19 protein-coding genes are annotated in these 14,594 nt (G+C 65.1%); 14 read left to right on the plus strand and 5 right to left on the minus strand.

The genetic code is table 11. From position 1 onward, the window contains the following. Positions 1–2 precede the first annotated feature (2 nt). The 12 genes from B3T59_RS18470 (at position 3) to B3T59_RS18525 (ending at position 9,504) form a co-directional block, all read left to right on the plus strand. Positions 3–1,526, plus strand: a complete 1,524-nt coding sequence (locus B3T59_RS18470) for a peptidoglycan DD-metalloendopeptidase family protein (protein ID WP_287004675.1) — start codon at positions 3–5, stop codon at positions 1,524–1,526. A 15-nt stretch (positions 1,527–1,541) separates the two neighbouring features. Next, positions 1,542–1,814, plus strand: coding sequence for a hypothetical protein (locus B3T59_RS18475; RefSeq protein ID WP_287004676.1), 273 nt, complete (start codon positions 1,542–1,544; stop codon positions 1,812–1,814). A gap of 68 nt (positions 1,815–1,882) precedes the next feature. Beyond that, positions 1,883–2,098 (plus strand): hypothetical protein, encoded by a 216-nt coding sequence (locus tag B3T59_RS18480; RefSeq protein WP_287004678.1) that lies wholly within the window; start codon positions 1,883–1,885, stop codon positions 2,096–2,098. Then, positions 2,095–2,589 carry a hypothetical protein gene (locus tag B3T59_RS18485; RefSeq protein WP_287004679.1) on the plus strand — a complete coding sequence of 165 codons (495 nt, stop codon included), beginning with the start codon at positions 2,095–2,097 and terminating at the stop codon, positions 2,587–2,589. Before B3T59_RS18480 ends, B3T59_RS18485 begins: the two co-directional genes overlap by 4 nt. Continuing rightward, complete coding sequence (locus B3T59_RS18490; RefSeq protein WP_287004680.1) at positions 2,586–3,299, plus strand: cutinase family protein; 714 nt, start codon at positions 2,586–2,588, stop codon at positions 3,297–3,299. Before B3T59_RS18485 ends, B3T59_RS18490 begins: the two co-directional genes overlap by 4 nt. Then, positions 3,296–3,664, plus strand: coding sequence for a hypothetical protein (locus B3T59_RS18495; RefSeq protein ID WP_287004682.1), 369 nt, complete (start codon positions 3,296–3,298; stop codon positions 3,662–3,664). The genes B3T59_RS18490 and B3T59_RS18495 overlap by 4 nt, the downstream gene beginning before the upstream one ends. Next, the gene (locus tag B3T59_RS18500) at positions 3,657–4,721 is read left to right on the plus strand and encodes a hypothetical protein (RefSeq protein WP_287004684.1); all 1,065 of its coding nucleotides are present in this window, start codon (positions 3,657–3,659) and stop codon (positions 4,719–4,721) included. Before B3T59_RS18495 ends, B3T59_RS18500 begins: the two co-directional genes overlap by 8 nt. Beyond that, complete coding sequence (locus B3T59_RS18505) at positions 4,721–5,668, plus strand: hypothetical protein (protein WP_287004686.1); 948 nt, start codon at positions 4,721–4,723, stop codon at positions 5,666–5,668. Before B3T59_RS18500 ends, B3T59_RS18505 begins: the two co-directional genes overlap by 1 nt. Next, a complete protein-coding gene (locus tag B3T59_RS18510) occupies positions 5,665–6,165 on the plus strand; it encodes a hypothetical protein (protein ID WP_287004688.1) in 501 nt (166 codons plus the stop codon). The genes B3T59_RS18505 and B3T59_RS18510 overlap by 4 nt, the downstream gene beginning before the upstream one ends. Beyond that, on the plus strand, positions 6,165–6,788 hold the full coding sequence (locus tag B3T59_RS18515; RefSeq protein ID WP_287004690.1) for a hypothetical protein: 624 nt from the start codon (positions 6,165–6,167) through the stop codon (positions 6,786–6,788). The genes B3T59_RS18510 and B3T59_RS18515 overlap by 1 nt, the downstream gene beginning before the upstream one ends. Then, positions 6,785–7,870: a hypothetical protein gene (locus tag B3T59_RS18520; RefSeq protein ID WP_287004692.1), complete on the plus strand. Its 1,086-nt coding sequence runs from the start codon at positions 6,785–6,787 to the stop codon at positions 7,868–7,870. The genes B3T59_RS18515 and B3T59_RS18520 overlap by 4 nt, the downstream gene beginning before the upstream one ends. After that, a complete protein-coding gene (locus B3T59_RS18525; RefSeq protein WP_287004694.1) occupies positions 7,870–9,504 on the plus strand; it encodes a hypothetical protein in 1,635 nt (544 codons plus the stop codon). The genes B3T59_RS18520 and B3T59_RS18525 overlap by 1 nt, the downstream gene beginning before the upstream one ends. Positions 9,505–9,523: 19 nt before the next feature. Here B3T59_RS18525 and B3T59_RS18530 read toward each other — a convergent pair whose 3' ends face one another. Beyond that, positions 9,524–9,751: a hypothetical protein gene (locus B3T59_RS18530; protein WP_287004696.1), complete on the minus strand. Its 228-nt coding sequence runs from the start codon at positions 9,749–9,751 to the stop codon at positions 9,524–9,526. A 38-nt stretch (positions 9,752–9,789) separates the two neighbouring features. Between B3T59_RS18530 and B3T59_RS18535 the strand changes: the two genes are divergently transcribed. Beyond that, positions 9,790–10,113: a hypothetical protein gene (locus tag B3T59_RS18535; protein WP_287004698.1), complete on the plus strand. Its 324-nt coding sequence runs from the start codon at positions 9,790–9,792 to the stop codon at positions 10,111–10,113. Here B3T59_RS18535 and B3T59_RS18540 read toward each other — a convergent pair. Next, positions 10,100–10,486: a hypothetical protein gene (locus tag B3T59_RS18540; RefSeq protein WP_287004700.1), complete on the minus strand. Its 387-nt coding sequence runs from the start codon at positions 10,484–10,486 to the stop codon at positions 10,100–10,102. The two genes, B3T59_RS18535 and B3T59_RS18540, sit on opposite strands and share 14 nt — an antisense overlap. Before the next feature lie 349 nt (positions 10,487–10,835). Here B3T59_RS18540 and B3T59_RS18545 point away from each other — a divergent pair, with 349 nt between their 5' ends. Then, positions 10,836–11,753: a tyrosine-type recombinase/integrase gene (locus tag B3T59_RS18545; protein WP_287004702.1), complete on the plus strand. Its 918-nt coding sequence runs from the start codon at positions 10,836–10,838 to the stop codon at positions 11,751–11,753. A gap of 32 nt (positions 11,754–11,785) precedes the next feature. Here the strand turns inward: B3T59_RS18545 and B3T59_RS18550 are convergent, their stop codons facing one another. The 3 genes from B3T59_RS18550 to B3T59_RS18560 form a co-directional block, all read right to left on the minus strand. After that, positions 11,786–12,514, minus strand: a complete 729-nt coding sequence (locus B3T59_RS18550; protein ID WP_287004704.1) for a ComEC/Rec2 family competence protein — start codon at positions 12,512–12,514, stop codon at positions 11,786–11,788. Positions 12,515–12,521: 7 nt separating this feature from the next. Next, a complete protein-coding gene (locus tag B3T59_RS18555; RefSeq protein WP_287004706.1) occupies positions 12,522–13,631 on the minus strand; it encodes a ComEA family DNA-binding protein in 1,110 nt (369 codons plus the stop codon). Positions 13,632–13,707: 76 nt separating this feature from the next. Next, positions 13,708–14,589, minus strand: coding sequence for a DegV family protein (locus B3T59_RS18560; protein WP_005205144.1), 882 nt, complete (start codon positions 14,587–14,589; stop codon positions 13,708–13,710). Positions 14,590–14,594 lie beyond the last annotated feature (5 nt).

A 14,594-nucleotide genomic window follows, 5' to 3' on the forward strand; every position in this document is an offset into this window, starting at 1 on the left:
GAATGCTTCGTGTATATCCGCTGTGCAAAGCAGATTTCACCATCTCGTCGGGCTACGGCCCGCGGGATGGCGGCTTCCACTACGGGCTTGATTTCGCCGCGAAGGACGGCACACCGTTCTACGCCTGCCAGTCCGGGACCGTGCAGTACATCGGAGCCGCTGACGGCTACGGCCAGTGGATCGTGATCGACTCCGACGACTCGGAGGGCGGCGGTTGCCTCGAGTACGGCCACATGTGGAATGCGTTCGCCACCGGACTCGCTGTCGGATCGCACGTCACGGCGGGGCAACTGATCGGCTACGTCGGCGCCAACGGCCAGGCGTCCGGCCCACACCTACACCTTGCGGTCCATACCTTCAACTACCGCTCCGCGTACACCGATCCGGCGAAATGGCTGGCGGGCAGCGGATATCCCGGCGCGCCCGCGCCCACACCAACACCTTCAGGAGGTACCGCCGTGGCTGATAGGCCAGCGTTCCGCGAGATCGACATGATGGGCAACAACCGCTCCAATCGGTGGGGCGCGAAGATCGTGTACTGGCTGCTGCATACCGAGGAAGGCAACTCGACCGCGGTCCAGCTCGCCAACAGCCTCAACAATCGTGACGACGCCAGCTACCACTACGTCGGCCGCGACTCGATCGTCTGCGATGTCGTCGACACCGACTACGGATCGTGGTCGGTCCTCGACGCCAACAACCGGTCGATCAACTACTGCTTCGCCGGGTCACGCGCCTCGATGTCGCGTCAAGAGTGGCTCAACCGGTACCGCAACGACATTCGGATCGCCGCGTACCTCGCGGTGCAGGACGCCCGCAAATACAACGCCGCGATGCTGACGGTTCAGGGGCGACCGTATCCGCTCGGCAATCGACCATGCATCGCCGACCACAACTTCGTCACCGTGGTCCTCGGTATCGGATCACACACCGACTGCGGCCCCAACTTCCCGTGGGATGTCCTCGCATCCGACGTCAAGACCTACGCGACAGGAGCTCCCGTGACCCCTCCGGTAAATCAGATCAACCTCGAAGCCGACCGCGCGAAGAACTGGATCGGGAAACGACTCGACCCGATCGGCGCGACAGACGAGCACCCAACCCCTGATGGCCGAGGCAAGTGGGTGAAGTTCGAGAACGGCTACATCTACTGGACGCCGACCACAGGCGCGCACGCCATCCCCACATTCATCTTCGAGACGTGGGCCGGGTTGAAGTGGGAGCGCGGTCCGCTCGGCTACCCGACCGGCGACCACACGGTTCTGAAAGACGGTGTGGTGCAGGGCTTCGAACACGGAGCCATCTACCGCAAGACCGGCCAGCCGGGATTCTACGTGACCGGCGATATCCGGTCGCACTGGAATCGCAGCGGCTTCGAGAACGGCCCCTACGGGTGGCCCGTCTCGAACGAGATCGTCACCCGGAGCGGTACCCGCTACCAGGTGTTCGAAAAGGGGCGACTCATCTGGTCGCCCGACAAGGTCGTCGGCCTGGTCCCCCAGGACGGCCCCGACATCATCAACTGAGCAAAGGACATGATCATGACCATCGGACAGAAGATCTCGTACAACGCCAAGGCAATCAGCGCACTGATCGGCGCCACCCTCACTCTCGTGGCCGCGGTGCTCGCATCGGTTCCCGCCGATGTCATCCCGGCGCAGGGCGCCGCATGGATCGCCGTCGCGATCGGTTACGCCACCAGCTTCTCCGTGTGGCTCACCACGAACGGCCCGAAGATCGGTGATGCCGTCGACACCTTCACCGGCGAGACGGGACCCATCGTCGGTGACCTCAAGTCCCAGATCGACGAGTGACAGAGGGGGCGCACTGCCCGTGGTCGCCACACAGTCGCGCCGTAGGCGTGTAGTCGAAAGGTGCTCGGGTGACAAAGAGAGAGCGGCGACGGATCACGCTCGCCCACATCGTGATCGTCGTCGTCCTCACGTTGTGGGCGGCGTCGATGATCCTCGACGCCGTCGTGTCGACCTACGATCCGCCGGAATCGTTGAGCCTCGCGTTCATGGCGATCATCGGTCCACTCGTCGGCACGCTGATCGTGCGGCGAGATCGCGACGACGCGGACGGAGATAAGTCATGACCTGGGTGAGTCTCGCAGTGTTCGTGGCGGGCGTGGTCTTGGGGGCGCTCGTGAAGGCCGGGTATCTGCGTATCAAGGGTGTGCGGGTGAAGGTGCCGTACGTCGACCGATCGGATGCGTCGGTGGCGGTCGCGGTCATCGTGATCACCATCCTGTCGCTCGTGACGATCGTCCAAGCGCAAGCCGCGCAAGAACGTAGTGATCAGTGCAACAAGCAGTTTCGTGATGCCCTGACTTACAATTCGGCGCTCAATATCGAGTACCGCGAGCTTGATCGCGCTCGGGACAAGGCGCTACAGGATCGGCGCGAAGCATTCGACCGGATGATGCAGGCGATTGACCCCCGCACCCGCGTGGCGTCGGAGCCTGCGATCGACGCGTACAACGAGTCCGCGGCACGCGTGAATGCACAGCTCGTTGAGATCGAGCAGCGACAGACCGCGGCTGACGCGTCGCGCAAGCCGTATCCGGATCCGGAGTGCGGCCGATGATCGATCTGCTGTGGCTCGACGGCACGTGGTCCAAGCCCGGTGCGCGGTCTCCGGTGTCGGAAGCATTGCGTCGCGCCGTCGCCGGCGCGCGGGTCCGGTTCCGCTACGTCGACTATCCCGCGGCGTACGGTCCGGCGACCGACCGCTGGGATGTGTCGATCGCCGAGTCGGTCGACCAGGGGGTGCACGCACTCACGGACGCGGTGCGCGCGACACCGAATCTCGCTGTGGTCGGCGGATATTCACAGGGCGCGATGGCGGCGGTCGACTTCGCGCGCGACGTCCTGCCACACGACCATTCCCTCGAGGTGCTGGCGGTCGCGGCGCTCGGGAACCCATATCAGCCGGTGCATGTCGGGCGCGGTGGCATTGCGGCCCAGCTCTCCGTGCCGCGCACCCTGTTGTCGTACTACGTGCCGGGTGACCCGATCGCCGATCTTCCGCTCGGGTCTCCGCTGCGGTCGATCGCCGATGTCACCGAATGGATGTCGATCCGCTCTCCCGAGGCCTCGTGGCTGTGGTGGCAGCGGTCGGTCCTCGACCGCGCGATCGATACGAAGTATCAAGCGTGGTGGCAGCCGTGGCGGTGGCGCGACCTCGCGTCGACTGTCGACTACGTCAACGGCTACCTCGGCACCAAGCACACGGGCGACTACATCACCGGCGGCCACGTGCAGCGGCTCGCCCGACAGATCGAGACGCTGGCATGACCGACCGCCCCACCCCGTACGCGTTCGACGACCCCACGGTTATCCGCCTCGGACGGTTCCTCGAGAACACTCCCCTGTCGAACAACATGCGCGCCCCGCTCCCCGCGCCGCTGTCGCAGTTCATCGCCCAAGCCATCACGAACTACACCCTCGGGTTGGCGTGGGACGCCGACCAGCGCGCCTGGATCGAACTCGGCGCGTGGGAAGCGACAGCCGACCTCGGCGACATCCACATCGAGAACGTGGGCGACGGCGGGGTGGTGCGAATGATCCACCGCAGCACCGGCATATCGGTGCTCGGCGAAAACCATGACGACGCCTACCGGCTCCTCATGGACAAAGTGAGGAAGGTGAACGGTGGCTGACGATCCGATCGAACGGCTCGCGGTCGACCTCGAAATCTACGGGGTACCGCAGGTGGCGGGACAGCCACCGATGACCGACACGTATCTGCATGTGCGGCGCCGCCAGGACGGTGCTGCGGAGCGTGCGGTGATGGGGTTGCCCGCCTATCAGGGTGAGCAGGGTCCGGCGGGGCCGCCCGGTGCGATCCATCAGGGCGAGCGCACGACGGCACAACTCGACGCACTCGCCACTGTCCTCACCGCCGATCAGACGAATTGGGCGTACCGCAACACCGACACCGACGACCAGTACGTGTGGTCGGGCGAGACGTTCATCATCTACCACAACGTGTACGGCACCCCCGGCCCGACGGGGCCAGCGCCCACGATGCAGCCCGGCACGTTGACGATCGATGGCGACACGATCGACGATCCGGACTACGGGGTGCGGATCAACGGCTCGGGCGGCACCTATTCGGTCGGTTTGGACCTTCCCGAGCTGCCCGAAGGCCCACAAGGTCCGGTCGGCCCGTCGGGGTCGGTCTTCACATCTGTCGACGTCGACCAGACGATCACGAAGTCCGACGGCGACACCCTGGTGTACAAGTCATCGACGGGCAAACTGCAGTGGTCGCCCGGTGGTGCGTGGCTGCAGGAGTACGTGGTGCCGCCGGCGGCGTTCCCGACCGGTACCTATTCGTCGTCGACGACGCGGGTCGGACTCGTCACCGTGGTGATCCCGGCGAAGACGTTCCCCTACCGGTTGGACTTCGTCGGTGGCGTCGACTGCTACGCGCCAGGCGGATTCCAGGTGAACCTCGAAGTGCGCAACGGCAACATCTCGACCGGTGATCTCGTGGGACTGGGTAAGGGGCAGCCGTCGGAGGGGTGGCGCGAGGTGGCGTTCCGTGCGCATTCCGACGTCGCGATCAACCCCGAGTCGACGGACGGCATCATCTCCGCCGGTACCGAGGTGACGTTGTATGTGTCGGCGGTCAAGACGGCGGGGGCGTGGAACAACTGGCAGGTGCGTAATACGCAGGCTCAGTTGCGGATTCGGTTGATGCGGGTGCGTTGATGGCCACAGGTCGCGATCGCTTCTACTTTCCGCCGCCCGAGGTGGTGGACTCGACGCCCGTGGACAAAGCCGCGACGATCGCCGACGGCATCAACTACTTCCCCCAGACGATCACCGACAGCTTGGTGCAGGGATACACCGGGAGCGCATCGACGGGGCACAACCCGAACGACATTTCGGTGACGATGGCAAACGTGGACAACCGGCTGACGAACTTGGAGGGAGGCGGTGTGCGGCAAAGTATTACGTCGTCGACGACGATTGATCTGACGGGTAAGGCCAAGGTGAAGGGTGTTCTGATTGGGTCGTCGTCTGCTGCGTCTGCGGGCGGTAATCAGGCGGGTGGTGCGCCGGGCACTCCTGGTGGGTATGTGGAGCTACCGGAGATTGACGTGGCGTGGCTTGCTACGCAGGTGCCTGACATCAGTGCCGTGCAGGTGGTGGTCGGTACATCGGGCGGGGAGACAAAGCTCGGTCAAAGGTCGGATGGGTCTTGGGTTTTCGAGACCCGGATGGGTTTTTCGGTCAAGGTTGACGGGTATTCTTTCGTTCCTTGCGATTCTGGTCCTGGATTGGGCGGTGCGGGCGGCGGCGGTCACGGTGGCGGAGACACGCCAGGTGCCCCTGGTGGTAGTTCCATGCTCGCTCTAGGCGGCGCGGGCGGCGCGCATGGAGGGAACGGACCAGGCCAGGCGGGGGGTAACGGTTCACAAGCCCCCATCGACGGACCTGCCAAGTCTGGCGGTGGTGGCGGTGGGGGCGGTGGTGGTGGTGGCTCCACCAGCTTCGGCGGCATTGGGCAATCGGGCGGCGCAGGTGGACATGGTGCATTCCCTGGTGGTGCGCCTGGCGGTGGCGGCGGACGTTCGAGCAACCCTGGAGGAGGCACAACCCCCGGCGCGGGCGGCAGCTCAGCTAACGGCTACGCGGAATTGGAGGCAGCATGAGCGAGCTAGTCATCAACAACGTGCAGGGGTGGGCACCGACGACTCGCCTGTACCGGGGTGTCATCGAGGATGACGACTACTGGCTGATCTCCGCGATCACTGTGTCGGGGGTTCGCAACGCCACCGTTGATGTGGTCGCTGCCGCCAACGACATCGACTCACACAGCGACACAGCACCCCCAGGGGTCGGGCATGTCGAAATCTATCGAGCCACCGTGACTGAGACGCCCGTGTGCGACTGGGTACAGACCGCGGGGCCTCCTGCGCCCGAAGCCGACGACTACGAACTCACCTATACCGACGACACTCACCTCATCGCCACACGCGATGGCATCGAGTATCGCGCCGAGCTACAGCAGGTCCGCATCGGCTACGCGATCACGGCCATCGACGCTGACGGCGATCCACTCAATGGGCTTACGCCGCAATGGGTTTTACCGCACGGTACCACCTTCGACGAAGCCCTCACCCACATCCAACAACACCAGGAGGCGTGATGCCGACAGTCGAATACATGACCGTCACGGGCCTGTGGTCCCACATCATCGACGACGGAATCGTCGACGGCGACCCTAACCCCGACGTCGTGCACCCCACCGGCAAGGTGATCTTCGCACCCAAACTCCCCGCCGGGTTCGTCGTCGGCGGCTCCCCCTCCGAAAACGTGACGATCGCCGAACTCCCCGCACTCATCGCAGGCGGAATCCTCACCGACCTCCAAGGCAACACCGGCGTCAAGCTTCCCAAGTCGATCGACGGCGCGCCGATCCGATGGGTCGCGAAACCCGATGTGCGATACGGCAAGCAGACACTCGCGTCCCGATCCGTCACGTTCGACCCACCGACCACCGGATCGACGCTGCACCTTAACGACCTGTTCGACGACATCGGCGACCTCTCCCCCCTCGTCACCAACCAGGTCAAGACGTACCGAGACGAAGCACGCACAGCGCGCGACGAAGCACAACAAATCCTCGACGACGTCGAAGCAGGCGTGGTGCCGGACTCGGCCATCGCGTCGAAGATCACCACCGCGGGAACCAACACCCGCGCGGCCGTCGACGCGCGCGTCGCCGCCGGCATCAACGGGATCGTCTACGACGGAGGGATCGACGAATGAGCGTGTTCGGTGCGGGCCTACGCCCATGGAAGCGTCAGACGGAGACGAAGCGGGCTGCGGACTCGTCGGTACCCGGTAAGGGTGAGCTCGTCGTGTCCGACACGGGCAAGGTGTATGCGGGTGATGGGGCGACGCAGGCGAAGAACTTATCGCCGATGCTCCGCAAGACCGACGCGGACGCGACTTATGCCACGGTCTGGCAGCCGTCCACGGTGTACGCGGCGGGCGCTCTGGCGATGCTTCCAGCCCCGATCAACGGTCCCGGTACGCGCACCACGGCGGGAACCTCGCGGTTAGCGTTCGACGCAACCGAGCAGGCGTTGTGGACTCCCACGGGTGGTGGACTCGCCAAGCCCACCGGCACCATGCAGACCAGCAAGCTCTTTGGCTCTGACTCCACCGACCCATCTAAGACGGTGCAGGTCGACATGGTGGAGATCACGAAGGCCGACATTGGTCTCGGATATGTCGACAATACCTCCGATGCCGACAAGCCCGTGTCGACGGCGCAGGCTGCGGCGATTGCGGCTAAGCGTGCCGGCGGGCCGAACCCCGTTGCTGGCCGGTACGTCGTGCCGTGTGGTCCGAATACGGCTTCCACCAATGGTGCTCTCGGGAACGGGACACTCCGTGTCGCTCCATTCCTGGTCGACAAACCCCTCTCGATTGACCGACTCGGCTTCGAGATTACGGTCGCAGGACAGTCGGGATCACACTTTCGGCCCGGTATCTACGCCGACAACGGCAACGGTCATCCTGGCGCACTCGTCCTCGACGGAGGGCAGGGTGCGGCTGATGCGGTAGCGGGTGTGACAGTGACTGCGACCGCGACACTGCCGCCTGGTCTGTACTGGATCGGTGGTGCCGTCCAGGACGCGGACACCACACAGCCGACGATGCGGGTCACCGGAGCCGGATGGATACCGCCAATCCTGCTCGACCTCGGCAAATCGGCCCCATCGAATGGCATCACCTACATAGGCCACTCGATGACCGGCGTGACCGGCGCACTGCCATCGACATTTTCAACCACCGTCACCGGGCAGATCACCATGCCCCGTATCTGGATGAGGACCGCCTGATGCCCGTAGCTGCCGCGCTCCCCGGTGGGCGCTACCTCCAAACACTCAACCCCTCCAACGGTGTCGATGACACCGCATGGCTGAACACCGCCCTCGCTCAGGGCGGCTACATTCGCGCACGCGCAGACGAAACCTACCGGCTCAGCAACCGGCTCATCCTGCCCAGTTCCACCGCGTTTGATTGCCGCCAGTGCCGATTCCAGGCCGTCGACACAGGTAGCGGGTTCGCCACCCAACTGCTCGTGAACAAAGCGGCCATCACGGTCATCGCCTCCGACGAGGACGCGAAATGCTACGCCGGGTCGAAGGTTATCGACTTCTATCCCGGTTCCAACGCGGCCACCAAGTTCACGGTCGGACAGACCGTGGTGATCGACGGGGGCGGTGGTACCGCTGATGCCGTAGTCCCGTTGGTCGCGACCGTGACCGCCGTGAACGCTGACGCCCGCAACGATGGAACCGCAGCCACCCCACCCAACACCATCACCGTGGACAAAGCCGCGAAAACCACCACGAACTACTGGGGCATCAAGGCGTACACCCGCGACAAGGACATTCGCGTCATCGGTGGCGACTGGTATCGCGGCGCTTTCGCTGGCGGCGGCATCGGGGGGCACTCCCTGATGTTTCGCCACGTCGACAACCTCGATGTGCAGATCGAGAAGTTCACCTCCACGAATAACACCGCCCACTACGGCATCTCGGTCGCGGACATCTCGAACTACCGACTCGCCATCGACAACGCACAGTCCGGACGCGACGGCATCCACATCATGGGACCGGCGTACTCGGGCGAAATCGTGCACGTGAAGGGATACACCGCAGACGATTCCGTGTCCTTGACCGCAGCAGACTATGCGGGTGCGCTCACCGACTCGTCCGGCGACATCATCGGCCTGACCATCGGCTCGATCAACACCCAGACCGTGCACTCGCAGCTCAAGATCATGCCCGGTGTGAACAACGTGATCGACGGCGTGAAGGTCACCGGGGTCATCCAGGGGTCGTCATCGCAATCATCCCCGGTATTCATCGGTGAGGACACCGGCAACAAGGGCACGATGGGCGGCACTATCGGCTCGGTCGATGTGGGTACCGTCCTCGCGACTCCGGCCGACACGTCGAAGCCGCAAATCCTGCTCGCCAACCCGAACGCCCGCTCTATCCGAGCCCGCACCAAGCTCGCCGCATCGGCGGGGTGCGTCTGCGCCACCGGCATAGGCGGCACGGGTAGTGCCGGGTCACCCACCCCGGCAACCATCCAACGGCTCATCCTCGACGTCGACGCGACCGGACCAGCAAGGCTGTTCAACGCCGGATCGTCCAACACCCAGATTTCGACACTGGTTCTCGATGGCCGCTACGACCAGGTATCGGGCGCGTCCGTGGCGTTGGCGCTGGGATCGAAGGTTGATCGTGTGGACGCCCGCCTCGATGCCGCACTTACCGCAGCTTTCGGCTCAGGATGGAAGCGGTTGGGTGGGCAGATCGGAGTCGACGTGTCACTACTGACACCCGCTGACGGCGACCTCGCCCTCAACACCAACGCCTCGCTCGGGTGTGGTGTCGGCCCGGTGGTGTGGAACGCTAGCGCCGGGAAGTGGAAACACCTCTACACCGCAGCGACGACCTAGACCCACCCATAATTCGAAGTCACGGCTCCCGCTCCTCATCGAGCACCACAGCGATCCGCTCGGTGAGGTCGGGAGCTTCGGCGCGCTGGCCGTGCACGACCTCGTCGCACTCCACCGCGAGCGCCATGAGCACGGGGTCGGGTGGTTGCCAGCTTTCGGGGTCGGCGGCGTTGCGCTCGGCCTGCCGACGTCGCATCACCGTACGAATGTCTCGCGCGGCAGCCGACAGGAGGTCACGGTCTGTCACGACGTCGAGGGTAGTGACCAGATACTAGAATCTGGTACGTGGCGGAGTTCGCGATCGGTGACCGGGTGAAAGTCGTGTCGTTCGACGCAAGCGTTCTCCGTCGACGTCACACCAATCCTGCGATACCGCGGACTCTGAAAGGATTTGCCGTGATGGACGATGCCGAACTCGAAGCGATCGCCGCGAAACGCGATCCGCACGACATACCGCGACTGATCGCAGAGATACGCCGCGTACGGGCGGCGTTCTCGGTGGCCCCAGGCGGCGGTGGTGTCGGCGGCAGTGGCGGATTCACCCACAGGGGCACATCTCCATCCGGTGGAGGTGGGGGCGGAAGTGGCCCCGGCTCTATGTGGTTGTGACTACGTGGAACGCTATGGTCGTGGTCCCGATGACGGCGACATAGCGCCCGTCGACCGAAGCGGGAATTGGCACCCGCCACCAGAACCACCCTTGATTCTTTCCCGCCTTCGTCACCTCCGGCACACCTAGCAGCACTACGGTGCGCGTTCCATCGGGGCCGAGAATCTCGAGGTCGATGAAGTCGGGTGCCGGTTCATCGGACGCTTGCGTGAGTATCACTATCGGGACCATCGGGTGAACGCCTGCGGGACGGTTAATCTCGTCGCCCACGCCGCCCCAGACGTGCATCTTCCCGTCGACTGCTGCCACCGCATCGGCAAAGAATGCGCCAGTCACTATCATCGGATCATCGACCCCTTTCCGGTCGGTCACGCCCCCGGCAGTTCGCACCTGCGCGGGGGCTTCGTAATGAGCATAGGCTGCTCGTTCAGTCTAGGTGCTCGAGTCTGCTCGGTGCCAGCGGTGAGCCGGTCGGGTGAGTCGTGCACATCTACAACGACGAGCGACTCGCCGATGCACGAACTCGAACACCTCGACTGACGCCAACCACAGCGCCCCATCTCTTCGGAGGTGGGGCGGTTTTCGTTGTGCCGCAGTCGATCTGCTCTATTTGCGTGGCGAACGTGTCCGATTCGGCGTAGAAATGAGAGCGGCCCCGGAGGTGCTGGTAACACCGCCCGAGGCCTGACCCGCTCACTTGAGATAGCAAGGAGGGGCTGCCGTGAAGGCTACCCAACTCTGCCCGAATCCGGGCGCCACCCCCGACATCGACCTCAAGATCGAAGTGTTCCTCCTCCGCTGGGAGAACACCCACACCCGCAACGCCTACCGCGCGGCGATCCACTCCTGGGCCGACTGGTGCGCCGAACGCGGCCTCGACCCGATCTACGGCATCCACCGCACCGACATCGAAGCATGGGTACTCGAGCTGAAAGACGCGCGAAACCTCAAGCCCACCACCATCAACCACCGTGTCTGCGTACTCCGTACGTGGTTTGAGCTCGCGATCGACGACGGACTGATAGACCGCAACCCGTGCAGGCTCGTCCGCAAGGTGCGGGTACCGCGCGACAACTCGCGCAAGTCGCTGTACCGCCACGAGCTACGCCAGCTCCTCATCGTGGCCCGCGATGAACGACCCGCCTACTACGCGCTCGTCACCCTCATGGCGTACTGCGGGCTACGCGTCTCCGAGGCCGTGGGCATCGACGTCGAGGACACCCGCGTCAACGAGCAGTCACACCGCTGCGTCCGCGTCACCCGCAAGGGCGGCGAGGTCGCTCTCATCCCGCTACCCCCGGTGGTGCAACGCGCCGTCGACGACGCCGCAGCCGACCGCACGACAGGGCCGTTGATCGTCGGAGTGATCAGCGGTAAGCGGATCTCCCGGCGCTGCGCCAACGAGGTCATCAAAAGGATGGCCCGCAAAGCCGGGATTGAGCCGGAGGTGTCGTCGCACTGGCTGCGCCACACCTTCACCATCACCGCGCTCGCGGGCGGTATCGACCCACAGGTCGTGCAAGAGTCACTCGGTCATGCCGAGCTATCGACGACGCTCAAGTGGTACGCCAGAGCACGCTTCAGCCTCGACGACCACGCCGCCTACGCCGTCGCCGGAACGGTCGGGTCGGTAGCGTAGGGGTTGCGTGACTACCATCCCAAATCGACGGTTTACCCGGAAACAGCGGTCAGGTGGCTGAGCCCGGCCGCGCGGAACTGATCCCGGACATCTTGCGACAATGCGCTCTCGTCGCCGATGACCAATCCCGGCAGTAATCCCGCGGATTCACCGGTCAGCGCCTGCGCCGAGTTCTGCTGCAGCGTTGTCCGCACGATGCCGGCTCCGCGCTGCAGCGGAGGAGGCCGCCCCAACATCGTCGGCGGTCCCGACGCCGCCAACCTCGCAACACTGAGATCACCCCCTCGAGGTGCGCGCATACTCACCAGGACACGCACGCGCTGACCCGGCAACAATCCGACCCATCCGGGCGCGCGAGCGACGACATCGGCGACGGCGGAGGGAACTCGACGCTCCCCGACGGCCAGCACCGTCACCCGAGTGGTCACCTGACCCCGTTGTGCGGGCCCGAAGTTCCGCGGGTCGTCGCGAATCGACATCGTGACCGTCGCCTTGCCCGACATGCCCGACATCGGATGCGCGTCGCGCGTCTCGAGCCGAAGCCACAGCGCGAGTGCACATGTCACCGCCATCCCCGCGCCGATCACCACGATGCCGACCATTCGCCAGGCCACTTTCCACCGCCGATACGCGAACAGAGCTGCAGCACAGATCATTCCGCCGATCACCAGCACAGCAGGCATCGACCACGACGGCCCGTGCAGCCCGAGCAGCGTGACCAACCACACCACGAGCGCGGGTGTGACAAGCCGTAGATCCACCGGGGTGTCAACCTGCGGTCACGAGGTCGCGAAGCTTGGCGAGCCGTGCGGGTCCGATTCCGTCAACTTCGCCGAGTTGGTCGACGGACGTGAACTTTCCGTGCTGCGATCGCCAGTCGATGATGGCCTTCGCCGTGACAGGGCCGACCCCCGGGAGAGCGTCGAGCTGCTCGGCGCTCGCAGTGTTCAGATCGACCTTTCCGCCCGTGCTGCTCGCCGACCCCGAACCCGTTGTGCCAGTGCCCGACTCGGGCGCATCACCGGCCGTCGGTGGCGACGACGGGCCCGCCCTCCCTACACCTGCGGCGACCACCGCGCTGCGCAGTGAGGCGTTGCCGTCCTTGCTCGCGTAGCCGACAAGCACCTGGTCGCCGTCTCCCAACACCTGAGCGAGATTCAATGACGTCGTGTCGGCTCCCTCGCGGGCACCGCCAGCGCTCGACAGCGCGTCGGCCACCCGCGACCGCGGCGCCAATCTCACCAACCCGGGCTTCCGCACCAGTCCGACGACGCTCACCACGATCTGGGCTGGTGCAGCTGAGGGCGCGGCGTCAGACGGCACTGCGGCAGAAGACGCTGCAGCGTGGGACGGAATCGACGTCGACGGACCCGCCGATGAGGGGAAGGCAACAGTCGGCACGACGTCGTCGTTGCGGAGCAGTCCGAATCCCGCTATCACACAGGCGATTACACCCACACTGATCAGCGCGATGGCACCGGCGGGAGCCACCGCGAATCGGCGTCGGGGACGATACCCATCGTCATCCGAATCGTCATCTGCATCCGGGTCGAGGCCGAAATCATCTAGACGATCGTCGTCGAATCCGTTGGCATGTAGTCTTTCTCGACTATCGAGAGAACGCCTACGTCCCACCTCGGGAGCCAGCCAACCCGGCGTCGTGTCGATCTCCCAGGAATCAGGCGACACATCGTCGTTTGCAGCCGACGAGTTCGCGTCGGGTTCGGGCACCCGGGTGGCTCCGACAGGCGTGCGGGCGGTCGCCGACAACCGGTCCAGCGGGGAGCGCCCGACCGCGGTGGACCCGGTGCGCTGTCCGCGCTCGACAACACCTCGCGCGGCGAATCCACGTGCCGTCCGGATTGGTTTGTCGCTCATAGCCTCTGACGCTACGGCGGGCACACCACGCCTTGGGGTCGGCGGCCACGCACCGACGCAGCGCTGTGGACGACGGTCAGGTTGTGGACAACCCCTCGGCCACCGACGGGCCCCTGGTGATGGGGTCGAGTTGGGTACCGATCACGACGCCGACCGCTCCGGGGCCGACGTGACAGCCGAGCACGGGACCGAGATCGACCGTGATGCTCGACGTCACGCTCCGCAGGCTCTCCCGCAGTCGGACGACGAGATCGGCTGCGGCAGCAGGAGCTTGGCAATGTTGCACGCCAAGGGTCACCGCGCGGCCGTCGGCGTAATCGACTGCTGCGTCTGCCATCTTGTCCAGCGCCTTGGAGAAGGTGCGCGTGCGTTCCCGAAGCGTCAGCGTCCCGTCGACGACGTGCAGGATCGGTTTGATCGACAACGCGGAACCGAGCATCTTGCTCGCGGCGCTGATTCGGCCGCTGTTGCGAAGGTTGTCGAGGTTCTGCACACAGAGCAGTGATTCGACGGTCGCCGCCTGGCGGATGGCGGCTTCGTACGCACGGTCCCGGTCGGCACCGTCCCGGGCGGCCTGCGCCGCGGCGATGGCCACGAACCCGACTGCCAGTCCAACTGACCGCGAGTCGACGACCCGCACCTGCCCCGAGTAGTCCTCTGCGGCGAGGCGCCCTGCGCTCCACGTGCCGGACAGTTTTCGCGACATGTGGACCGCGACGACGCCGTCGCCCTTACTGCGCTCGATGGCTTCGCCATACGCCCGCACCAGATCGTGCGGAGTCGCCCCGGCGGTGGTGACTCCCGGCGTCGACACGATATCGGCGGGGACGTTGTCGTCGTCTTCGAGATAGTCGACGCCGTCGAGCGTCAGATGCAACGGAACCTGGATGATGTCGTAGCTGTCAGCAACGGCAGCGGGCAACCGCGCGGAGGAATCTGTGACGACGACAACAGGCACCCGTC

Origin of the sequence: Gordonia sp. UBA7860 (genome assembly GCF_002500165.1) — a bacterium.
GTDB lineage: Bacteria > Actinomycetota > Actinomycetes > Mycobacteriales > Mycobacteriaceae > Gordonia > Gordonia sputi.